Origin of the sequence: Chryseobacterium piscicola (assembly GCF_900156685.1) — a bacterium.
In the GTDB taxonomy this organism is placed as follows: domain Bacteria; phylum Bacteroidota; class Bacteroidia; order Flavobacteriales; family Weeksellaceae; genus Chryseobacterium; species Chryseobacterium piscicola.
In genome coordinates this window covers 735,042-757,804 of sequence record NZ_FTOJ01000001.1, presented here as the reverse complement: position 1 = coordinate 757,804, position 22,763 = coordinate 735,042, and the positions used below count along the sequence as shown (strand labels likewise).

The 22,763-nt window shown below is 35.6% G+C and carries 18 protein-coding genes and 1 tRNA gene; 2 read left to right on the top strand and 17 right to left on the bottom strand.

Annotated elements, in window-relative coordinates; all coding sequences use genetic code 11:
* Positions 1–78: 78 nt before the first annotated feature.
* From rhaM to greA, 17 genes are all read right to left on the bottom strand, one after another.
* Positions 79–393, bottom strand: a complete 315-nt coding sequence (rhaM, locus tag BW939_RS03610; RefSeq protein WP_076449861.1) for an L-rhamnose mutarotase — start codon at positions 391–393, stop codon at positions 79–81.
* A 2-nt stretch (positions 394–395) separates the two neighbouring features.
* Positions 396–1,484 carry an L-rhamnose/proton symporter RhaT gene (gene rhaT, locus BW939_RS03605; RefSeq protein WP_076449859.1) on the bottom strand — a complete coding sequence of 363 codons (1,089 nt, stop codon included), beginning with the start codon at positions 1,482–1,484 and terminating at the stop codon, positions 396–398.
* Between the two features lie 314 nt (positions 1,485–1,798).
* A complete protein-coding gene (locus BW939_RS03600; RefSeq protein WP_076449857.1) occupies positions 1,799–2,959 on the bottom strand; it encodes a glycoside hydrolase family 88/105 protein in 1,161 nt (386 codons plus the stop codon).
* Between the two features lie 5 nt (positions 2,960–2,964).
* Complete coding sequence (locus tag BW939_RS03595; RefSeq protein ID WP_076449855.1) at positions 2,965–3,741, bottom strand: rhamnogalacturonan acetylesterase; 777 nt, start codon at positions 3,739–3,741, stop codon at positions 2,965–2,967.
* A gap of 7 nt (positions 3,742–3,748) precedes the next feature.
* Positions 3,749–5,629 carry a rhamnogalacturonan lyase gene (locus tag BW939_RS03590; protein ID WP_076449853.1) on the bottom strand — a complete coding sequence of 627 codons (1,881 nt, stop codon included), beginning with the start codon at positions 5,627–5,629 and terminating at the stop codon, positions 3,749–3,751.
* Positions 5,630–6,019: 390 nt separating this feature from the next.
* On the bottom strand, positions 6,020–6,856 hold the full coding sequence (locus BW939_RS03585; protein ID WP_076449851.1) for a DUF4350 domain-containing protein: 837 nt from the start codon (positions 6,854–6,856) through the stop codon (positions 6,020–6,022).
* 9 nt (positions 6,857–6,865) lie between these two features.
* On the bottom strand, positions 6,866–9,658 hold the full coding sequence (locus BW939_RS03580) for a glycosyl hydrolase (protein ID WP_076449849.1): 2,793 nt from the start codon (positions 9,656–9,658) through the stop codon (positions 6,866–6,868).
* Positions 9,659–9,920: 262 nt separating this feature from the next.
* On the bottom strand, positions 9,921–11,243 hold the full coding sequence (locus tag BW939_RS03575) for a rhamnogalacturonan acetylesterase (protein WP_076449847.1): 1,323 nt from the start codon (positions 11,241–11,243) through the stop codon (positions 9,921–9,923).
* A 1-nt stretch (position 11,244) separates the two neighbouring features.
* Positions 11,245–14,100, bottom strand: coding sequence for a glycoside hydrolase family 2 protein (locus tag BW939_RS03570; RefSeq protein WP_076449845.1), 2,856 nt, complete (start codon positions 14,098–14,100; stop codon positions 11,245–11,247).
* The gene (locus BW939_RS03565; protein ID WP_084566579.1) at positions 14,097–15,476 is read right to left on the bottom strand and encodes a rhamnogalacturonidase; all 1,380 of its coding nucleotides are present in this window, start codon (positions 15,474–15,476) and stop codon (positions 14,097–14,099) included. The genes BW939_RS03570 and BW939_RS03565 overlap by 4 nt, the downstream gene beginning before the upstream one ends.
* A 172-nt stretch (positions 15,477–15,648) precedes the next feature.
* Positions 15,649–15,722, bottom strand: a tRNA-Met gene (locus BW939_RS03560).
* A gap of 44 nt (positions 15,723–15,766) precedes the next feature.
* The gene (locus BW939_RS03555; RefSeq protein ID WP_076449841.1) at positions 15,767–17,050 is read right to left on the bottom strand and encodes a TlpA family protein disulfide reductase; all 1,284 of its coding nucleotides are present in this window, start codon (positions 17,048–17,050) and stop codon (positions 15,767–15,769) included.
* A 61-nt stretch (positions 17,051–17,111) separates the two neighbouring features.
* On the bottom strand, positions 17,112–17,342 hold the full coding sequence (locus tag BW939_RS03550) for a hypothetical protein (RefSeq protein ID WP_076449839.1): 231 nt from the start codon (positions 17,340–17,342) through the stop codon (positions 17,112–17,114).
* 5 nt (positions 17,343–17,347) lie between these two features.
* Positions 17,348–19,384, bottom strand: a complete 2,037-nt coding sequence (locus tag BW939_RS03545; protein WP_084566578.1) for a T9SS type A sorting domain-containing protein — start codon at positions 19,382–19,384, stop codon at positions 17,348–17,350.
* A gap of 98 nt (positions 19,385–19,482) precedes the next feature.
* Positions 19,483–20,649, bottom strand: coding sequence for an ATP-dependent Clp protease ATP-binding subunit ClpX (gene clpX, locus BW939_RS03540; protein WP_076449837.1), 1,167 nt, complete (start codon positions 20,647–20,649; stop codon positions 19,483–19,485).
* 64 nt (positions 20,650–20,713) lie between these two features.
* Complete coding sequence (locus BW939_RS03535; RefSeq protein ID WP_076449835.1) at positions 20,714–21,103, bottom strand: HIT family protein; 390 nt, start codon at positions 21,101–21,103, stop codon at positions 20,714–20,716.
* A 22-nt stretch (positions 21,104–21,125) separates the two neighbouring features.
* A complete protein-coding gene (gene greA / locus BW939_RS03530; RefSeq protein WP_076449833.1) occupies positions 21,126–21,596 on the bottom strand; it encodes a transcription elongation factor GreA in 471 nt (156 codons plus the stop codon).
* A 108-nt stretch (positions 21,597–21,704) separates the two neighbouring features.
* Here greA and BW939_RS03525 point away from each other — a divergent pair, with 108 nt between their 5' ends.
* Positions 21,705–22,157, top strand: a complete 453-nt coding sequence (locus BW939_RS03525; RefSeq protein WP_076449831.1) for a hypothetical protein — start codon at positions 21,705–21,707, stop codon at positions 22,155–22,157.
* Positions 22,158–22,607 (top strand): D-aminoacyl-tRNA deacylase, encoded by a 450-nt coding sequence (dtd, locus tag BW939_RS03520; protein WP_076449829.1) that lies wholly within the window; start codon positions 22,158–22,160, stop codon positions 22,605–22,607. It begins immediately after the preceding gene.
* Positions 22,608–22,763: the final 156 nt, after the last annotated feature.

The window sequence follows — 22,763 nt, the reverse complement described above, 5'->3', positions numbered from 1 at the left end:
ATCAGTCGCCCTCAGTAGCTAAATTGAACTCTAATAATATGTTAACTGAATATGAAATTTCTTTATCTTAATTTGAAATTATTTTAAATGAAAAACTTCATGTAAAGAAATGCTTATTGGTGAATTATCTTCATTGGTCTGCATAAGATCTTTCATATAATCCCACCATTTTTGCATGATGGGTTGAAGCGGAATATTTTGATATTTAACTTCATCATAACAATCTAAAACACCGAATAAAACACTTGTTTCTTCATCTAAAAATATAGAATAATTGGCAACCCCCGAATTCTTCAAAAGGTCTTTAATTTCAGGCCAAGCTTTCTCATGACGTTTTTTATATTCTGCTTCATACCCTTTGTGGAGAAACATTTTAAAAGCTATTCTTTCCATGATTATCTTAATGAATTTCCGTACCCAACAATTAAAATTGAGATTAATAAAACAAACATTCCTGCTGAAATAGTGGCGATTGTTTTTTTGGAAACACCTTTCCATTCTTTGATAATTACACCCCAAAGGTTGGCTATTAAAATAATAAAAGCCATATGCAAAATCCACGAGCTGGCACCGTTACCCATTTTGCTTTCGCCCATTCCGTAGAAGAAAAACTGCAGATACCACATTGTTCCTGCCATTGCACAAAAGATAATGTTTTTGATAACAGGTACGTTTCTTTTGCTATAATCGGTATATGATTTATTTTTAAAAGCTAAATACAGACAGCCGATCAGGTTGGCTGCCATCCCGCCCCAAAGAACCACAATATACGTCACGTTATTTTGAAATAGAAATTCTCCTTGATTAGGATTTGCTAGCTTCCAAGCTTCGTTTGCTATGTTTGCCATTGGTTTCCCTGCTTCTAAGCCAAAATTGAAACAGGCGCTCAAAACTCCTGATACAATTGCTACCGTTAAGCCTAATCCGAATTTATACTCAGTTTTCACACTTACTCCGTGTGGATCTGTGGATTCGCTTTGCAATTCTCTTTCCTTCATCACTCCTGCTTTTCCGCTGATAATGATCCCGATAATGCAAACAAAAAGTCCCAGTAGAACAGCCTTTCCCCAAGAACTAGACATCATAAGCCCGATATTGTCTTTTCCTAATTGAGGAGAAAATTCATAATAAATAGAGGGTACTAATGACCCAAAAACCATACAAAGTCCTAAAATAATACTGCTTCCCAAGGCAACACCCAAATAACGAACACCTAAACCATACGTAAAACCACCGATTCCCCATAAAGCCCCGAAAAAAAATGTCAAACTTAGTATAGAAGAGCTTTCATTCTGAATGATTTCCCAGAAATTTGGGATCGTAAGAAATGCAGCCAATGGTGGAACAATGATCCAAGAGAAAACGCCTCCTATTAACCAAAACGTTTCCCAAGACCAGCCTTTCACTTTTTTATAAGGTAAATAAAAACTTCCCGAAGAAAAACCGCCTAAGAAATGAAATAAAACTCCTAATAATGCATTCATAATGATTGTATTGCTTGAATTTGAAAATTAACAAGATGTAATCGATTGCGCATCTTGTAGTGTCATGCTTTAAGTTGTGAAAAATAAGATTTTTTTTATTGTTTTACCTCTATTTTTTAACTTATTAATAATCTTACAGTTATATACATCCTATATCAACAGCGGTTTTACATAATATCCCGATAAAACAAAGCTGAATATCTATTCGCTTCAATTTTCTATAAAAAAAGACTAGATACAATATTGGATACAACAAAAAAGACTTGACAATATTCATGATCAAGTCTTTACTTTGTTATTAAAAAACTGAAAATTTATTTCAATTTATAAACCTCACTTCCCGCCAGCAACAGACAACCTAGACCATAGTCTTCAAAGTCTGGTTCTTTGCTTGCAGAAAGTGGTTGACCGTCTTTAGGCTCTTTTCCTGTTCCTTGTACCCAGCCTAAAAATCCGTTTGGCTGAACAGAATCTTTTACAATCGCGTTCCAAGCTTTAACTAAAACAGGTAAATAAGTTTTCTTATCAATTAATTCATTATTAATACCATACGCCATTCCGTAAACGAAAAGAGCGGTTCCTGTCATTTCTTTCCCTCCAAAATTCGTGGGGTCATGTAAACTAACATTCCAAAACCCATCTTCTCTTTGAACAGGAAGTAATGCCGCCAACAAATCTTGGTAATCTTGAAGATATTCTTGATAATGAGGATCTGATTTTGGTGTATCTTCCAAGGTTTTCGCCAAAGCAGCCACTACCCAACCGTTTCCTCTGCTCCAGTAGCAATCTTCACCATTCGGTTCTTTGTATGGTGGCACAAAACTTTTATCTCTCCACCAGATTTTGTCTGTCTGATTGTACAAGCCATTTCCGCCGTGTTTGTATTTTGTGTAGGCATACATTTCGTAATTTTTATCAAAGTACTTTTGCTCACCTGTGATTCTTCCGAGCTTTGTAAAAATTGGCATACTCATTTGAAGCGCATCAATCCACCACCAGTCATCTACTTTATTGGTTACAATCATACTGTCCATTGCTGCTTTCACGTTTTTGATTCTCTCAGGGTGTTTTCTTCCGTCGATTTCGTAGAGGTCTAGGTAAGTTTGTCCGCAAGCTTGGTGATCTGCATTTCGGGTGTATGTTCCACGCTGTAAATCCCAGTTGTGATTGTTTGCCCACGACATTGCATAATCGTAATATTCTTTCTTTGGGTCAACTTTGTAAAGCGCCATCAATCCTTCATAGTAAACAGCTCTGGTCCAGAGATTACTTGGCCAAACTTTTTTGCCCACAATATCCTTTTTGGTATCCGGCCACTTGTTCATAAAGTATTGATTGGCTCTTCTGGAAACTTCCAGCACTTCTTTCTTGTTTGGAAGTGCTACTGTCTTTGCAGAACCAGGACTCTGTACCGAGCAAGATATCGTTCCTCCTATGATCAGTGCAAAAAAACTTGCTGTTAGTAGTTTTTTCATAATATTTATTTTATATAATTTCTAAGTTGACAATCCTTTAAATTTTTAATTCCTTTTATCACCAATTCTGCATTAAGATTTGCACCTGCTTCATTGGTATGGGTATGGTCTTTCGGAAAAAAAGCTTTCACCTTTTCAGAACCCATATTTTGATATTCTTTGATGACTAATTGGTTTAAATTAATAAAGTAGGCGCTGGTTTGTTGGGCCACTTCTTCTGACCAAATGCCGTATTGGTCTTTTTCTATTTTTCCTTTATCATCAAATTTATTTCTGGGAACTGGCGAAACAATAATGGGAATTGCGCCTTTAGATTTAGCATCATTCGCATATTTTCTCATATAATAACCGTAAGTATAAACTGTTTCATTTACTTTACGGATTGGGTTGTAGATATCTTTTGATTCTTCTCCTATTCCTTTAATTGTGCCCCTTGCTCTTAAAGTATCAGCAAGTTCACCGCCATCATTATGACCGAATTGTATCAAAATATAATCGCCTTTTTTAATGGTTTTCATAATAGAATCCCAACGGCCATCCGTAAGAAAAGTTCTGCTGCTTCTGCCACCTTTTGCGTGATTTTGAATATCAATTTCTGTTTTATTAAAAAAAACATTGATAAAACTTCCCCAACCCCAAAGAGAGTCTGAACCATTTCCAGAACCATTTTGCACGGTAGAATCTCCTATAATATAAAGTACAGGCCTATCTTGAAGTTTTTGAAATGATACACCAACAAGGATGACCAAAGCAACAATTGGAATGATGAATTTGATTTTCATTACTGTTTTATTTTTTTAGATTTTTGGTAATAATATTCGGTTTTGGCATTTCTTTCAACGATTCGTCCAGATAATAATCTGTATGGGGCGGCTGATTGTAACCTACATTTTGCCAAACGATGCTTAATCTATATTGCGGGTTGTGCATAAAAGTGTACAATCTATTGTTTGTAGGAATTGTTGATGAGAAAACCCTCAATTCCTTGTTATCAGCCGTTCTGTAGATTACTTCTTCACGCCAGTCTCCGAACAAATCAACCACTAAAGCCGGATTTTTCTTGGTGCCGTTATTCGATTCACACTGAAAATTTTTAGCATCAAAAATTAAATTTGATTTTTCCTTCATCCAATCCCATTTTGAAACGTTGGTACCATCCAAAATTTCACTCAGAAAATCGCCGTCCCAATAAATTCCCATATTGGCAGATGGATTTTTCTCACTGATTTTCTTTCCTTTTGTATTGTAAGTTCCTTTCAAGCCTGCACCAGCTGCCCAAGACTCTGAACCTTCATAGCGAGGATCAATATTTAAAGACAATCCTCTCCCCGGACCCTGAAATTTGTTTGCTTCACTATAAACCAAAGACGGTAATTTCCATACAACCTTTCCTGTTTTTCCGTCTCTGAAATGCGCTCCTGCATCATCAAATCTTTCCTGAATATCAAAAATTTCCAATCCCGGATTGGAAGGGTCTAAATCTCCAACGTGCAAAGCATCTCCGTGACCATAGCCTGTACTGTTCAACACTACTCCGTTGTCATCAACCGTCATAGCTCCGAAAACGATTTCATCTTTTCCGTCGTTATCTACATCTGCAATACTTACATTATGATTTCCCTGTCCGCGGTATTGCTTATTTTCTTCCGAACTTTCTGTATCAAACAGCCATCGTAAACTGAGTTTTTTATTTTTAAAATCCCATGCTGCAATCGCCGTTCTGGTGTAATATCCTCTGGACATAATGACGCTCGGTGTTTTGCCATCCAGATAGGCGACTGCTCCTAAAAACCTATCCAGTCGGTTTCCTTTGGCGTCGCCCCAAGTTTCGGTCATTTCTTCATTGGTTGGATTTAAACTGTCTGCAAATCTTGGAACTTGGTAATTCACAGTATGAATTTCAGCGCCGGTTTGTCCGTCAAAAACGGTCAGATATTCCGGTCCGGAAAGAATCATTCCGTTTTCGTTGATGTAATTTTTTGTTGAGTCACCAATGAATTTCCCCTTCCCGTCTTTGCTTCCGTCGGCAGTTTTCATTACAATTTCAGCTTTTCCGTCTTGGTCTAAATCGTAAACTAAAAACTGTGTGTAATGTGCTCCTTCTCTGATATTTTTGCCTAAATTGATTTCCCATAAAAGTTTGCCATCCAATTGATAAGCCTGAATAATTGGCGGATCTGTCTCTCCTTTTTGGCTGTTGTCTTTTGATCTTCCCGTTTGATGGAGAATGATTTCATACTCACCATCTCCATCCAAATCTGCTACAGAAGCATCATTGGGAGTGTATTCTGCGGGTGTTTTTAAGGGAATTAAAAAATAAGGTTTTTGATTGGCGACATATTTTGCAGAATCAATGTCAACCGATTGATCATGCGTATTTGATTTGACGTAATACGTGTAATTCTTTGCTTTGTCTGCCGTTTTATCTAAAAAATTCGTTTCTTTTGAAAGTGGTTGTTCATTCAGTTTTTTGGTTACATTATTTCCGGTTCTGTACAAATCAAAATGCGTATCCTGAGGTTCTGTACCGAGCAAACGCCAACTCACAAAAACGCCAGAGTCTGAAGATATGGCAACGATTCCTCGTTTCAGATATTCCATTTGCCTTTGCGCAGGCACGAGTTCTGAAAAAAGCAATGCGACTAAAATAAATTTGAATTTCACATTCATACTTCTGATTTTGTAAGTTTTAACTAAAGCCTATTTCCTAACCTATTTTAAGATGTTTATTAATTGATGTCGCCCTTTCAGGGCTGGTTCACATTTATCGTTTTTGTCATTGGGCTGCACCCGATGCTATTGCCATAGCGCTTTCAGGGTTTTTTGAAATTTTAAACACATTCTAAAGCGTTGAATCTATGTATTCTTAAAAAGGATTTTACCGTTGAATCTCTTACTTTCTATTTTCAGTTTGAATCGATGAATCTTGTTCCTCTACTTTTCGCAGCCCGACTTGAGCGGAAATCCTTTTTTGCTAAGACTTCAAGCTTTATTTAAACTGAAATTGTTTGCAAAAAAGATTGGGAGCGGAAGGCGGATTAAGCTGCCCAAATAAATCTTTTAAAAAATTTCAACCGATTGCACTTTTGTTATTGTTTTTTTAGAAGTTTGGTTCAATAGCCACTTCACCCATTCTTCGGTTGCCTGAAAATTGGTAAAATCTGCGGGTAACTTTTTCCCGTCGATATACTCGTTGTAGCACCACGGGTCGCCCAATGCGAAAACCGTCCCTTTGCCGAATTTTGCAATCGCTCCGATGTTTTTCCCTTCTGCCATCAAAATGGGTTTGGCAGGAGATATCACGTTGATGGAACTTACTTCTTTCATATATAATTTTTGTTCAGAAAACACTTCATTTCCTGCAGGAATCATCACTCTACCTTGCTCAAATTCTCTTTTTTGTACGCGGTTGTAACTGTCTTCATTGAAATGAATTCCAAACTCTTGTGCCAGTTTATTGAAATTTTCAAACTCAGAATTGCCTTTATCGTTGCTCATCAAAACCAAAACACCGCCTTTTTTCACCCATTCTGTAAGGTTTTTGATGCTTGTCGGGTCAATCAGATTAGCCTTTCCGCCGTACGCTTCTTTGTCAATATCTGGATCTACGATGATGTAAATATTGGTGTTACTTAATTTTTTTTTGGTAGGAGCGGTAGTAAGTGTTGTGATTTGTGCGCCTTGTTTTGTGAAGATTTCGCCCAATAAAGAAAAGCCGCCATTGCTGGTGTCGTTCCACGTATAATGCCAAGGTTCAAGAACTTTTGTCTCTTTGTTTTCCTTTTTTTCGTTGTTGAAAAAATTGTCTAACACGACTTTAGGTTTCTGCTGAGCATTGGAAAAACTGAATATGAGCAAAGTTCCTAATGCGAATATTTTTATGCTATTTTTTGTCATATTAAATTTTTATTTTGCAAAATGTATTGGAATTAATTGAATCTCGCCATCCAAACCAGAAGGTTGTATTTTCCAGTGGGATGCGTCAAAAGGCTTGTAGTTTATATTCACAAAATTGATTTCTTGGTAATTTCGCCACTGGATTTTTTTTTGATCCATCTCTCGGATTCTGTTCGCCATTAGGTTACAAACTTCTATTTGAATGGTATTTTTACCTTTCTTAAGATATTTCCCGATGTTGATTTCGTACGGAATACTCCAAACAATTCCGGCATTCTGACCATTTACAATTACTTTTGCACTTTCATAGAGTTTATCGAATTTCAAGAGATAATCGTCTGCATTTTTCTTTTTCAATTTTAAAGTGGTTGTGTAAACTCCGGTTCCAGAAAAACTCTGCGTTGAAGCATCTTGTGTGAAGTTGGTCCAAGGTTCCAGTTTCTTCAAAGTTTTTGTTTTCGGAAGTTCGGGACCACCTTCTTTGAAAGAGAGTTGCCAAGGTTGGTCTAAAGTGATCGGCATATCGGTTTTTTCAGCGTAATACCAATTGGGAATCGAGGTGTAAATATCTTCGGTATTTTTTATGATTAAGGATTCTCCTGATTTTAACTGAACTCTCACTGAATTATTCTGAGTCTCGGCTAGTCCGTAATCTCCATTTTCTGGATTCATCAAAGTGACTTGCTTTCCTGTAAAATTTAACGGAATATTTTGATTGATTTGCTTGGACGTGTGATTGACGATGTAGTAATATTTTCCTCCGTCAAATTGTCTTCTCACAAATTTCAATCCCGTGTCTGTTAGTTTTTCTCTTTCAATTTTTAAATATTCTAAAGCTTTCGCCACATCCGAGCTTACAACAATTTTACCTTTTCCGAAGCTTGCCATTTTCAAATTTCCAGTCTGATTTTGAAACTGAATCTGATTCCAAAGAGACTTTAATTCAGTTCTTCTTCTATCAAGTTCAAAATTTCCATTGACCTCTTTCGGTTCATTTTGAAAAATAATGGATGCCCCGTTTTGAGCCAAATCTATTAGGTTTTTCAAGGTAGATTCCGGCAAATACGTCAGTTCAGGGACTATTAAAACCTGATAAGCTGAACCATCTTTCGAAACCTGAATTTTTTGATTTTCCAGCTTGGATTCGCCAATCATTTTATCAGAAATCATATCAAGAGAATAGCCCATTTTACTGAGTTTATTCAGATTTTCATACATCGGCGTGGGCACTAACCATTTTTCAACATTATGAACTTTGAACGTCACATCCTTTCCTTTCGGACTCGCCCATTGGTCGTAAATTGGCCAGTACATCAGCAGTTCATTATCCGATTTTCCGTTTTGCAAAACAGATTGCGTCCGTTCGATATAAGAATTTAATCCTTTCAAATGAGGCCACAAACTGTTCTCTGGTACAAAATTCGTGGAGGCATAAAACAACCATCCTGGAAACTTAACATCAGCCGGTGTATAGGTAGTTCCGTGGTAAAAAATGTGGTTGATTCCTGATAAAAAAACCTGTTCCAATTCTGGTTTTGCCTGTGACCAAGCGGTTTTGAAATGCTCTGTAAGCCAGGTAAAAGTTTCGTTGGAAGTTAATTTCTTGCCAGTTACGTTCGCTGCCGAAGAGGCAAATTTCAACATAATAAAATCCGGCCTATCTGATTTTTGAATATCCGCAGTATCTCTTTTTAAGCCTGGAATATCAAAAACAGAGCTTCCGAAAGTTTCAGATTCAGGAATATCTACTGCAGCATATAAATCCAGCAAATTCCCTGGTGAACCATGAGCTTGGTTGGTATTTTTTGAGTTTTTGGAATGCGCCCAGTTGGTGAAGTCTTTTGTGAAATTGTTTAAAATCAACTCATTTAAAGTTTCTCTGTAATCGGATTTTACTCTTCCTGCGATTTCATTTTCCTCATTTCCAACTAAATATTTAATGTAAAGACCTAAATCGTAATTTCGTCTTTTTTTGAATTCATTTAAAAAATCCGGCGTCCAATCGGCATTATAAACCTCATAACTGTCATTAAAAAAAGAACGGATTCCGTAGTTTGAATTTCCAAAAGCATTATCAAAAGTTTTCAGATAATCTTTCGTTGCGTAAGGCGAAAAATGGTCTAAAGTATAGCCTTCGCCACCCGGAGCTGCACGTTTTACTTTTTGCAAAGTTTTGCCAGCGAAAACTGCGTAGATCATCCACTTTCCTGAAGTTGGTTTCCAGGTTAAAGAGCCATCAGCATTTACTTTATCGGTTAAAACTACTGCTTCATTTTTTTCATTGTAGGCGGTTACAACATCTAGTTTTATGGTTTTCAAATTCTTCTGTTTTTCATCTTTCAGAACAATTTTATCTGAAAATATTTCACCTGATGAAATCTTGTAGGTCTGAACAATCATTTTCGTTGCAGCATTTTGGTCATCAACTTGTGGACCACCAATTGGCCAGCCAGTTCCGACTGCCATATCAACGCCCATATTGAGGCTTTTAGCTTTATTGGTAGTGAACTGAAGCATTTTCATCCATTCTGGGGAAAGATAATTGAGGTATCGATTTTCAAAACCTTTTGCGCCGTAGATCGGAACGATTTCTACGCCTCCAAAACCTGCATTATTCAAAGCTGTCAATTGTTTGTCCAATCCTTTTTCATCAACAGCGCTTCCCATCCACCACCAGCGGGTCCAGGGTTTTGCAGTCTCGTTGGTTTTTGGCCAAGGATTTTGTGCGGAGAGATTTTGTGCGGATAGATTTCCGAAGGCAAAACAGATGACACTGAGTTTTATGATATTCTTGAAATTCATTTTTACTTTTTAATTTAACCACAATGACTTTTAAATTAACCACAAAAGTCACAAAAATTTTGGGACACATTAGTTATTTTTAAGTGAGTGATTCGGCTTTTGAGATGAACACATTAGTTTTAAAAATCAAAGATTTTTTTTCGAAAACCTTTTCTGATCTCGCCCTTCAGGGCTCGTTTACAATTACTTTCATTTTTATCATTACGCTTCACCCAATGCTTTTGATAACGTCTTTTCAGGACTTCATTTTTCGTTTATAAATTTAATTCCCATCAGGTTTTAAAGATTCCATAAAGATAGATTCTGGCCAGTGAAATTTTTCTACGTCATCGGGTTTATTGGGATTAAAACTTTTATAACTTTTTGAAATATATTTCTTTAACGGTAAATTTTGGTCAACAATAGATTTTACGACACATTGTGCCAATTCGTAGGCTCCATACGTGTTGAAGTGTGTGTCATCAGCCAAAGAATTAGGTTGATTGGGATATGAGTTTGCAGGATAATGCACAAATGCTTTCTTCGCTGCCTCCGGTCCCATCGCTTCAAACAAGGTTTTGCTCAAAGCATTCAAATCGATTAAATCAACGTTTTCTTCTTTCGCAATTTCACGCATTGCATCTGGAAAATCATCTAATGTATTCAGGATTTTACTATTCCCATCAAAAACTCTTCGGTTCATTGATGTAATTAAAATTAGAGTTGCTCCCAATTCTTTGGCCTTCAAAATCCAATCTTTTAATCTTTTTCTGTAACCGGACTTCGTACTGTTGCCTGCTTTTTGGTCGTTGTGCCCAAACTGCACGAACAGATAATCTCCAGGTTTTATCTTGTTCCAAATTTTATCAATCCTGTGGCGATCTTCAAAGGCTTTCAGCGTTTCTCCACTTTCGGCATAATTGGCAATCACCACTTCATTTGGAACAAAAAAATAGGGCAACATTTGTCCCCAAGATGCCCAAGGTTCATACTGTGCATCTACAACTGTGGAATCTCCTGTGATATAGATAGTTTTAGCCTTTTTATTAGGCTGAATGATAACCGAGCAAACTTTTGGAGCTTTGCCATTAAATTCAATCGTCAGCAGGTTGTCCCAGTGCAAATATTTCCTTTCTCTAGGTTTCAATTTTACAATTCCAATTTGAGTACCTTCCTGATTTCGAATAATGCTGTCTTTCAGGTGAACGCTAATCTGTTTTTCAAAGATTTCTCCTTTTTTAGTTTTGACGTTATTGAGCATCATACGCCGGTTTTCTACACGCACTGTTGTTTCCGAAGTTCCCTTTGTATCGCCAAGATTTAATTGAATATCATAATTACCTTCGGGAATTGCCACTGAAAAATAAAATGGTTTGTTGCTGGTAATAAAATCTCCCGTCAAAGCATTCCCACCGTTTTCAACAGATTTCAAATCGGAAATATCCATAAACCCGTAACCTACTTTTTTATCAAATTTTGAGATTGATGTGATGGTAATAAAACCGCTTTCATTTCTATCGCCACCAAAATCAAACTTGAAAGTCGTCTGTTGTGCAAATAGAAACGAACCTAAAAAAATCGTTAAAAATATAATCCAATTCTGCATTTTAATCAGTTAAAATATTTTCTTTGGGCATTGTAAACTGCTTATTTTCATTCTCAAAATCTGGCAAACCAAAGTAAAAGTATAAAGTTCTTTTAAAAGTTCCGTTCAAATGATTGGGCTCACTTTCAGGACCTAAAGTTGAGGTTTCATTATTAATATTAAAAGCTAAAACAGTTCCCAATGGCGGAATCGCATCTAAAAACGAAATATTTCCCGCTGGCAATTTCGGAAAACCTTCAGCACCGTAGATTCCATAAAAATCAAAAAGTCTCACGAACATTTTTTCTTCTTTTGTACCAACGGTGATTTTTCCTTCTGCGGTATTCAGTTGCAACCAAGAAACATTATCAAAATAACCTTTAAATTCAGGATAAATCAAAGGCGAAACGCCAGTTCGGGTTGAGTTTCTCAAATTTTGCCATACATTATAAGTTTGTCCTTGAGTTCTGTTTTTCCAAACGTGATATGGACCTTTGCCCAACCATTTTGCGCTGATAACATAATTTTCGGGATAATCAAAACTAACGCCTGCGAACTGATAATTTCCAGATAACGAATATTCATAATTTAGTTCTAAAATTCCATTTGGATTGAGTTTCCAAATAATTTTATTTCCGTCTTTATATTTTACCTCAATCAATTGATTTTGTGCTTCTGTAAAAGATTTGATGGATGACAACTCCATTTTTCCGTTCACGAAAACTGGTCCATTTCTGAACGTCATTTTTTTGCTTTTTTTGTCTAAAATGACTGTCTTTAATAATCCGTCTTTTTTCCCGAAAGAAAATTCTTTCTCGTCTGATTTTAAGATGAATAATGAATCTTTTTCTATAACTGAGACAGAAAATTCTTTGATTAACCCTTTTCTAAACTGTTTTGAAATATCATCATTAGACTGAATCTTCCAAGTCCAGGTATAAATTTCTTTACCGAATTTGTCAGTTGCAGTTAATAATAAACCTTCATTTTCTTTCCAGTTCGCAGGAAGATTGAGGTTGATATTTCCTTTTTCTGTTGGTTTAATATTCGGAGATTCTGCTTTTCCTTTTTGAATCAAATCAAAACCAGATTCTGATGAAAAAGGCGTTTTAAACTTTACCAATTTCCATTCAAACTTACATTCATTTAAATTGGTAAAATGATAGCGGTTTTCAACAGGAATGATTTCGTTAAAATCATTCGGTACTATTTTTAAATCAACTTTTACCGGACTGTAAATTTCTCGGATGGCATAGAAACTTCCTTCTTTCTCACGATGAGGTCCCACAACTCCGTCCGGAGCGTTAATCGCGTTTACATCGATTTGATTATTAAAATCGGTTCGTGCCAAACCTTCATCTGCAAACGCCCAAAGAAAGCCACCTGCGCCATTTTTGGATTTCCAGTGAAGTTCCCAATAATCTGCCAAAGATGTTCCGCCACCGCCATCATCCTGGGCGTGGAGAAATTCGGTCGGCATATAAATATTTTCACCTTCAAAGATTTTTTTTGTACTGTAATAGTCTTCGTAGTGGTTGCAGTCGATACCGTTGAAAGCATTTCCAGGTTTGTGATGTGCGTGAATGACAGGACGGTTTGACAAGTCGTATTTTGCATATTCTTTATCTAAATCAAAATTATGCCCGCCTTCGTTTCCGTTGCTCCAGAAAATGATGGAAGGATGATTGGCATCTCTCGTAACCATTTCTTTCACGAGTTTTTTGCCAACTTCGGTGCTGTATTTTTTTTGCCAACCTGCCAATTCATCCAAAACATACAAACCTAAAGAATCACAAATCTGAAGGAAGGATTTATTGGGTGGATAATGCGAACAGCGAACGGCATTCATATTCATTTCCTTGATGAGCTGAACGTCCATCAAATCGATGTTTTTATTGACCGTTCTTCCAGTTTCTGGCCACCAAGCGTGTCGGTTGATGCCTTTTATTTTGATTTTGGTTCCGTTGACGTAAATTCCGTCACCTTTTCGGATTTCAATCGTGCGGAAACCGAATTTTTCTTCGCTATAGAAGATGTTTTTTTTGTTTTTATTTAAACTGAATTTAGCTTTGTACAAATTGGGTGTTTCAGCTGTCCACAGTTTTGGATTGTTAACCGAAAACTGAATCTGTTTTAAAGTATCTCCTTTATGAATTTGAATCTGAGATTCTCCTACTAAATTATTTTTAGAATCAAAAATTTCAACCTTTAAATTATTGACCGATTGGATTGCTTTTAAATGAATATTCGAACGGAAACTGCCGTCTGCTTTGGCATCAATTGATGTTGATGAAATGTTCTCATTTGGATTTGCTTCTAGATAAACCGGTCTGAAAATTCCACCTAAAATCCAATAATCAGCCAAACGTTCTGCATTGTTGACTGATTTATCAGCAGACATTTTTGAAACTTTAATTTCGAGAATATTGTCTTTTCCGAATAGGATTTTATCAGAAATATCATATTTAAATTCATAAAAAGCGCCTTGATGAATTGCTCCTGCCAATTTACCGTTGATTTTCACTTCGGTGTCCGTCATTGAACCTTCAAAAACGATATTCACCGATTTTCCTTTCCAAGATTTAGGAACCGAAAATTGGTGTTTGTAGAGGCCTACTTCATCATTGAATTTAAAATTCTTTCCGTAGGTTACATAATCTCGTCCGTAATTATACGAGCCAAATCCCTGCTGTTCCCATTGTGAAGGCACCCTAATTTTATCCCAACTTCCAGATTTTCTTCCGCCAGTGATCCAAAAATCCCATTCTTTGGTATGCTCAGAATCTGTACCGCTCAGGAATTGAATTTCCTTAGATTGAGAATGCAGAAACTGAGAGCAAAAGCATAAGAAGACGAATATTTTGGAAAAGCAACTCATTTTGTGGCAATATCTGAATCGTCTTTTTTATCGTAAGATTGCGTAAGAGAAGCGACTTGGGTTATATTACTGTTTTTTTGCTTTAAATTTTGAATGTTGATCAGGTTTTCCATTTCAGGTTTTAAAGCTTTGATTTTTAAATTTTCAAAAGTAAAATCTTTAAGGTCAAACAAATCTGATTTTTCAATAGAAAATGCTGTTTCGCAACTGATGTCGATATTTTTCAACGTGATGTTGTTTACCAATCCTTTTTTTGGTTTTTCTTCACCTTTTAAATCAAAAAACTGATTCCAGCCTTTTGCATAGAGGAAAGTTTTTACATTTCCGGTAATGTTTTCCACGGTAAGATATTCGTAATGCTGAGGCGTATCTGGACGCATTTTCAAGTGTAATAATCTTGATGCATCTTTCACTTTAGAATTACGAAGAATCACGTTATAATTGTGTATAGATTCGCTTCCGCAAGTTAAAACGCTGTGGCAAAATCCGAAACTATTGTCTTCGATGATGATGTTTCTATTTTCTCCATTATTTGAGTCTTTATCGGCTTTCGGACCTTTTCCGCCTTTCAGAGCAATTGCGTCATCGTTAACTGACATGTAGCAATTTTTAATCAAGAAATTGGTGCAGGCATCGATATCAACCGCATCTGTACTTGGCGCTTTTACGGGTTCTTTGGGAGCGATAATGGTAAGGTTTAATAGTTTTACAAAATCGCTTTTATAGTAATGCGTGCTCCAGAATGGTGAATTTTTAATTGTAATGCCTTCAATTTGGATATTTTTTGAGTTTGAAACATAAATAATTCTAGGTCGCATTTCGTCCATATTGGTACATTTAGGATTCCATTCGCGTCTTTTCCAGAAAGATTTCCAGAAACGAAGTCCGTTTCCGTCCAAAGTTCCTTTACCGGAAATCGTAAACCCGTTTAATCCATCAGCATTAATTAAAGCCGGAAAATATTTTACGGTCTGGCCTTCTATTCTAGTGTTTACTACCGGAAAATCATTAATATCATCGCTTCCTTTTAATTTTGCGCCATTTTCTAAATGCAAATGTGTTCCCTGCTTGAAGAAAAGCGAACTGATAAGAAAAGTTCCTTTTGGAACAACAATTACTCCACCACCGTTTTTCGCAGCCAAATCAATGATTGCCTGAATTTCTTTGGTTTGAAGAATTGTACTGTCATTCTTCACGCCGTTGGCTGTAACGCTGTATTTCTTGCCTAATTTGTTGATTTCTGTTGGTTTGTTTTCTTTAAACCATTTTGGGATTGGTGTTCCGTCTGGAAATTTGTCTTGGCTTTTCATAGCAGGAGACAACAGAAGTGTAGTTAATAGAAAAAAAAGATGGATACTTTTATTTTTTAAAATCATGATCAATTTGCTGTATTTTTTTTATTTTCTGAGTATTAAAGCTAGTAAATAAAAATATACATTTTGGAATGATGCAGTATCCTGCTCTTTCATGTCAATAACAAACGTAAAGTGAAAAATTAAAAAAAATAAGTATAAAAACAAAAAAACCCCTTAATAAAAGGGGTTTTTGTAGCGAAGACGGGAATTGAACCCGTGACCTCAGGGTTATGAATCCTGCGCTCTAACCAACTGAGCTACCTCGCCGTTTTGGTGGTGCAAATATAGAAAATATTTACATATCTCCAAAATTATTTTAACTTAAAATATTCTAAAACATCACCTACATGGTCTGGCTTATTGATAATCTTGTTATTAGCATCCAAAATAAAATAGGTAGGAGTTGCATGGATGTTGTATTTTTCTGTAAAACTGCTATTCCATCCTTTTAATTCTGAATCGTTGATCCAAGGAAATGCTGCAATTTTTTTAGAGTAAGCTTCTTTGTCTGTGTCCAAAGAAAAAGCAACGACTTCTATATTTTTCGTTTTCATATCCTTGTATTTTGCTAGCAGCTGCGGAAGTTCATTCTCGCAATGCGAACATGTAGAAGACCAAAAAACGATTACTTTATTATTCGCTTTTACATCTGCTAAAGATTTAGATTGTGTATTCACCGCAGAATGAAAGTTGTAGTTTGGAAATGTGGCACCAATCTCTACATCGGCATTGGTTTTTATTGTTTTAGCCAATCTGTCTGTAATTGTACATTTCAAATTTTTAGCCTGAGTAAGGTATTTATTTTTAAACTCCTTCATATCATAGGCATCAAAAATATCTATAATTTCAGATAAAACTGTTTGTCCTCGTGGTGTTTCTACTTTTAGTGTTTCTAATAGTTTATCTACAGATACTGTGACATTATTATTACCTCCAACATTTAGATAGGAAACTAAAATAGGTCTTAGCAGTGAAGACGTTTCTAACATATCATTTGACTTATCGATAAAGTTGATGATATCATCTTGCTTAACGTTTTTAGAATTATCCGCAACCAAAAATTTGTTGTAGTTGGTGTTGTAATAGTTAATAAAGGGATGATTTGAAAAATCAGCATCATATTTATTAGTAAGCTTAGAAATTTCAGCATCTAGAGCCTTTCCGAAATCACTTATGCCTTTATAATATTCTTTAATCTGAATCAATGCCGGAAGAATTATTTCTTTTTTTTGAGAGCCTTCCTGAATAGAATTCATCACAGAATTGGCCTCATCCAAATAAATAATATTTTTGACTTTGTCTCCGTTGGTTTCGAGGTTTATTTCTACATTTTTATTTTCAGAAATAAAATTGAAACTGTTATTGGTATTTGGTAAGACAACTTTCATCATACCGACATAGTTTTTCGGAAACTTGAAAATCCAAGTATTCTTTTTTATAGTTTCTTTTGTGAATATGATATCTTTAGAACCATTCAAACTATATAAAATTGCTTCTTGCTCTTTAAAATTATCAGGTGCTTTAATGGTTACTGAAAATTGAGCATTAATACCCAAAGCGACAAACAAAGTTGCTGATGCGAAAATCTTTTTCATAATGTAAAAATAAAAAAACTCTCTGAAAAAATCAGAGAGTTAAGTATATTTTAATATAATTTTATATTTTTTGAGATTTATATTTTTTAGTAAAAAATACAATCATTGTAATTGCTACAATAGCAAGTACGTAAGTATACATATCAACTGGTATAGATTGTGCTCCTGGGGTTGTACCTCCTGGTGCTCCACCTCCTGGTGTACCTGGAGGACTTATAGGTCCTTGAGCAAGTATACTTACAAAAGATGTTATTGTTAATACGAATAAGAATAGTTTATTAGTGATTTTCATAGTGTTTATTTTAATATCTTAGTTGCTACCTTTTCACCATTATCTGAAAGAATATTTACGATGTATCCATTTTTAATGTTGTCATCTAAATCGATAACAAAATCTTTATCTGTTTTTACATCTTTTTTAGTTAATACCAATTTACCACTCATGTCGTAAACTGTAATATCAGCTTTCTTCCAGTTTGGATCAAATCTTACTATGTAATCATTAATATCTGGTACGAAAATAACCATTGTTCTAGATGGTTTTTTAGTATCATTTGTACCTAAAACAACACTACTAGGAGCGCCGTAGTACAAATCTGAGAATTGTTGACTTGCAGCAACCGTATTACCTTGTTTAGCTTCTTGCAAAGCTCCGTTATCTGGTCTAAAATAGAATCCTATCCCTGATGAAAGCGTATGTGTGTTATCTGCAATTAAAACTCCGTTTTCTTTTACTTCAAATTTATATGAAACAACATCAGCACTGTATTTCGCTAATTTCACATTTTTACCTGTAAAGTTAGATTCATTTGCTTCGTTGATGTACAACCAATAGTTATTCCAAACATTTGTATCATAACCTCCTGCTGGATCTTCTTCATATGTTCCTACTACGTTGGTTGAAAATGCAGTTACCTGCATTCTTGAGTTAGAAGAATTACCTGTTGCAGCTTCTGGAGAAACTACATAATAGGTTCTACCAAGCTCTTCTCCTGCTGCATTAAGACCAATAACTGTAAGCTGTTTTGTTGTAGAAGCAGCACCATTTTTTGCGGCAGTTACAGTGTATGGAGTAGCAGTTGCTCTAGGCAGATAATTAAATCTTCTTAGATTTTGAAAATTTAGGGTATGCTGAGCAGGATTTACTGTACCATTATTTTGAAATTTCAAAACGAAGGTACCCATTGGTCTTACATTAAGAAAATATACATCTCCTATAGTAAGCTTGCCAGACCCTGAGTCTCTTGTAACATACTTGTAACTAGCTGTATTACCTCCTACTGCAGTTGAGTAAGTAACACCTGAAACCTCAAGTCTTACACCGTAAAAATTATTCAGCTGGTTTCCATCTCCATCTGAATCTGGTCCACCAACATTTTCAAATCCCAAACCTGACAAATCAAGATTGGTCATAAATGGGTTTGAATACTGATAGATGTTTTTACCGTAATTCCCAGTCCAAGCTGTATTACCTGTTGTTGCTAGATGAAATCCATCTTGCAGGTATGTGTAATATTTTTCGTTATACTGATTATAACCTCCACCTCCTGTTCCAAACGTCACATTGGCACCAGCATTTTGCATCAATTGGCTAGCTGCAGATTCTTCAGCAACCGGTCTTCCTTTAAATGTTTTTGTTCCGGTTTGGAAATTAAGACCACCTCCAGTTCCTAAAATAACATAGGTTTTAGGATTGATCATTGTGTTTGATAAATTCGTGACATGATCAAAAACCACGTTTGGATTGTTCCAAGTAAGAACATCATTCTGACTTCCCCTTGCTGTAGTGAAAGTTTTTCCTAATTCTGTACTTAAAGTAGAATATGCTTTATTAAAGAATGGCATACCAATTTGTTGATAAGCGCCATGATTAAGCTGCCTATATTCCTGATCTACATAACCCTGAAGTCCATTTTGAGTTATACCACTAACAAACAACTGCCCGTAAGTGTACCTTTGGGACTCGTCTTCGGCAGTTACAGGAAAATCAGGAACATTGGGTAAACCAAAGTTCGTGGGCTCATTTAATTTGTTAATAAAATTGGGAGTTGCTCCTGGTGCATAAATACCAGTAGTAAGATCTGCGTCAGGTGTTTTTGCAACACCAGTACTCGTAACCGTTGTAAAAGTATCTGAACTAGTACCTACAACCATCACATTACCGTGATTTTCTACCTGACCACTACCTACGAACCTTACACTTCCGCCATTGTATACTAAAGTGTTTTTGCTAATGTAGAATTTAGCTGTGTTTCCTACATTTAGGACTGTACTCTGCGCCTGAACAGAATAAGCTAAAGCTAAAAGTCCTATAGTTAATAAATTTTTTTTCATTGTATAATATATTATGTGTTAATACAATATTCAAATGCAAAGATATAATAATTTTAGTTTAAAAAAAATAATATCAGGTATTTAAGAAAAATTTTATCTTAAGTTAATATTATTTCTTCTTGCTCTCCTACACTAAACATATAATCTTCAAGCACTTTTTCTGTGGTACCACGAAGACCTCTAGCACCCAGACCTTTCTCCATTGTATCGTCTACAATTTTTTCGATTGCTGCATCAGTAAATTCGAGTTTGGTACCATCCATCTTGAAAAGCTCAACAAATTGATTGACAATAGAATTTTTTGGTTCCCTCATAATCTGAATCATGGTTTCTTTGGTTAATTTTTCTAGATAAGTGATGATAGGAAATCTCCCCAAAAGCTCTGGAATAAGCCCAAAAGTACGAAGATCAATAGCATTTATGCTTCTCAAAATATATTCTTCTTCATCTACTTTATTAATTTTTTCTGCACTGAAACCAATCGCCTGCTTATTCATTCTTCTTTCAATGATCTCTTTGATGCCGTCAAATGCTCCACCGGCAATAAATAAGATATTTTGAGTATTTACCTGAATATATTTTTGATCCGGATGCTTTCTTCCTCCCTGAGGCGGAACGTTTACAATACTTCCTTCCAAAAGTTTCAGCAAACCTTGTTGCACTCCTTCACCAGAAACATCTCTTGTAATACTTGGATTGTCTGATTTTCTTGCAATTTTGTCGATTTCGTCGATGAACACGATTCCTTTTTCCGCTTTTTCAACATCGTAATCTGCTACCATCAAAAGTCTAGAAAGAATACTTTCAACATCTTCACCCACATACCCAGCCTCAGTTAAAATTGTAGCATCAACAATGCAAAATGGCACATTCAGCTCTTTAGCAATAGTTTTAGCCAAGAGTGTCTTCCCCGTACCGGTTTCACCAATCATAATGATGTTTGATTTTTCCAACTCTACCTCTCGGTTTTCCACTTGAGCATGCAGCAGTCTTTTATAATGATTATAAACCGCTATCGCAAGTTGTTTTTTTGCTTGATCTTGCCCTATAACATATTGATTAAGAAATTCTTTAATCTGTTTGGGTTTTTTCAAATCTTCCATATTGGCTGCCGGTGACAAAGCAGAATCTGTTGACGCAGTATCTTTCACTATAGAGTGTGCCTGCTCTATACAGCTTTCGCAGATAAAACCATTTTGCCCTGAAACCAGCATCTGTACTTCACTTCTCTTTCTTCCACAGAAAGAACATTGGTTTGGATTCATTTTATTTAGATATATAAGGAAAGAAAATCGTAAAAAATTTCTTTTTTACGACCTTCCATGTTTGTTAAGAATTAATAATTGAATTTTGAATTTCGATGTATTCTCCGGGAGTGAGTTTGAGTCTTTCGTTTTTGAAATTCATATCCTCAACCTGATTGAGCGGAATGAGATGAATGTGCGCGTGTGGTACTTCAAGCCCCACAACTGCTACACCAACCCTCACACACGGAACTGCACTTTTTACTTTTTTTGCTACCTTTTGAGCAAATGACCATAGATTTTTGTATTCTTCACTATCAAGATCAAATATCAAATCGACCTCTTTTTTCGGAATAACCAATGTATGACCTTTTACCAAAGGCATTGCATCCAAAAAAGCCAAGAAATTTTCATCTTCAGCGATTTTGTAAGCAGGAATTTCTCCGTTGACGATTGTTGTAAATATTGTGCTCATTGTAACGAAATCTATTTTTTTTTTACAAAGTAATTTCTAAAACCTCAAAAGAAAGTTTATTTCCGTTTGGCAATACAATCTCTGCTGTTTCGCCAATAACTTTCCCCAATAAACCTTTAGCAATGGGTGTATTCACAGATATTTTACCCGATTTCAAATCACTTTCGTTATCCGGAACCAATTTGAAAACTTGTTCTTTCTTTGTATCATTATTCATCAATCTTACCGTGGTTAAGATTGAAACTTTTGATGTATCTAGCTGAGTCTCGTCGATCACTTTAGAAGTTGTAACCACGTCTTTCAGTTTAGAAATCCTCATCTCGAGCATTCCCTGAGCTTCTTTTGCTGCGTCGTACTCTGCGTTTTCAGACAAATCTCCTTTATCTCTTGCTTCTGCAATCTGTTGGGTAATTTTAGGTCTTTCAATTTTTTCCAATTGCTCAAGCTCGGCTTTCATTTTATCCAATCCTTCCTTTGTTACATAGCTTGCCATAATTTTAAAATTTTGTTTTAGTATAAAAAAATAATCCGACATTTGTCGGACAATGTTTTTGCTTGTTAATCGTTATTGTTTTACAAATATATAAAAATTTCAATTCAAATGAAAAAAACTTTTTCTCTCATCATATTTTCAATAATTCTGATTTTCAGCAATTTAACACTGAATTCTTGCAGAAACACTAACGATACAGTAAATTGTTTCCCCAATGCTCCCATCAATGTTTCTTTAAACCTAAATCTTCCTAATTACTTTGAACTCACACAGCCACAAGGCTGGAAGTACATCAACGAACAACAATCTGGCACACGCGGTTTAATCATTGTAAGAGGTTCCGGAAACACCTTTAAAGTATACGACAGAAATGCACCTCATCTCTGCCCCGACACCAACACCACACTAGAAGTAAAAGACAACATCAGCATTGTTTGCCCTAAAGATAATGCCACTTGGATTTTACTTACAGGAAACCCCACCTCAGGAACCTCGCTCCCTCCAAAAACCTATCTTTATAATTATGATGCTTCCACCAATACCTTAAATGTTTATTTCTAAATGAGAGTAGTTATTCAAAGAGTTTCTGAGGCCAGCGTAAAAGTGGATGGAAAAATCGCAGGAGAAATAAAAAAAGGATTGATGCTCCTCATTGGCATTGATGAACAAGACGAAAAAACCGATGCTGACTGGTTGATTCAAAAAATCATAAATCTCAGAATATTTTCTGATTCTGATGGCAAAATGAATTTATCTGTAAAAGATATTTTCGGTGAAATTCTATGCATCAGCCAATTTACCCTCGTTGCCGATTACAAAAAAGGCAACAGACCTTCTTTTATCAAAGCTGCTAAGCCTGATAAAGCCATTCCTCTATTCGATTATTTCAAAGAAGAAATCTCAAAATCTGGATTAAAAACCGAATGCGGCATCTTCGGAGCAGACATGAAAGTATCACTATTAAACGATGGTCCTGTTACTATTTTAATGGATTCAAAAACAAAAACTTAACTCCTACTTCCTATTTTAGTGATTTTATTGTTGTAAAATCACTCCGAAATCTTATTAAATCCACATTTAATAAAAGTAACCTTTATTAGTTACAAATACAAACGATTGCAAAATACACATACGTAATAGATTATTTTATATTAATTTACAATACAA

Bases quoted from the DNA above. Each gene is read 5' to 3' on its own strand.
- rhaT (WP_076449859.1), bottom strand. From the start codon at position 1,484: ATGAATGCATTATTAGGAGTTTTATTTCATTTCTTAGGCGGTTTTTCT.
- BW939_RS03570 (WP_076449845.1), bottom strand. From the start codon at position 14,100: ATGAGTTGCTTTTCCAAAATATTCGTCTTCTTATGCTTTTGCTCTCAG.
- BW939_RS03600 (WP_076449857.1), bottom strand. From the start codon at position 2,959: ATGAAAAAACTACTAACAGCAAGTTTTTTTGCACTGATCATAGGAGGA.
- BW939_RS03545 (WP_084566578.1), bottom strand. From the start codon at position 19,384: ATGAAAAAAAATTTATTAACTATAGGACTTTTAGCTTTAGCTTATTCT.
- BW939_RS03585 (WP_076449851.1), bottom strand. From the start codon at position 6,856: ATGACAAAAAATAGCATAAAAATATTCGCATTAGGAACTTTGCTCATA.
- rhaM (WP_076449861.1), bottom strand. From the start codon at position 393: ATGGAAAGAATAGCTTTTAAAATGTTTCTCCACAAAGGGTATGAAGCA.
- clpX (WP_076449837.1), bottom strand. From the start codon at position 20,649: ATGAATCCAAACCAATGTTCTTTCTGTGGAAGAAAGAGAAGTGAAGTA.
- BW939_RS03525 (WP_076449831.1), top strand. From the start codon at position 21,705: ATGAAAAAAACTTTTTCTCTCATCATATTTTCAATAATTCTGATTTTC.
- BW939_RS03535 (WP_076449835.1), bottom strand. From the start codon at position 21,103: ATGAGCACAATATTTACAACAATCGTCAACGGAGAAATTCCTGCTTAC.
- BW939_RS03580 (WP_076449849.1), bottom strand. From the start codon at position 9,658: ATGAATTTCAAGAATATCATAAAACTCAGTGTCATCTGTTTTGCCTTC.
- BW939_RS03550 (WP_076449839.1), bottom strand. From the start codon at position 17,342: ATGAAAATCACTAATAAACTATTCTTATTCGTATTAACAATAACATCT.
- BW939_RS03595 (WP_076449855.1), bottom strand. From the start codon at position 3,741: ATGAAAATCAAATTCATCATTCCAATTGTTGCTTTGGTCATCCTTGTT.
- BW939_RS03555 (WP_076449841.1), bottom strand. From the start codon at position 17,050: ATGAAAAAGATTTTCGCATCAGCAACTTTGTTTGTCGCTTTGGGTATT.
- dtd (WP_076449829.1), top strand. From the start codon at position 22,158: ATGAGAGTAGTTATTCAAAGAGTTTCTGAGGCCAGCGTAAAAGTGGAT.
- BW939_RS03565 (WP_084566579.1), bottom strand. From the start codon at position 15,476: ATGATTTTAAAAAATAAAAGTATCCATCTTTTTTTTCTATTAACTACA.
- BW939_RS03590 (WP_076449853.1), bottom strand. From the start codon at position 5,629: ATGAATGTGAAATTCAAATTTATTTTAGTCGCATTGCTTTTTTCAGAA.
- BW939_RS03575 (WP_076449847.1), bottom strand. From the start codon at position 11,243: ATGCAGAATTGGATTATATTTTTAACGATTTTTTTAGGTTCGTTTCTA.
- greA (WP_076449833.1), bottom strand. From the start codon at position 21,596: ATGGCAAGCTATGTAACAAAGGAAGGATTGGATAAAATGAAAGCCGAG.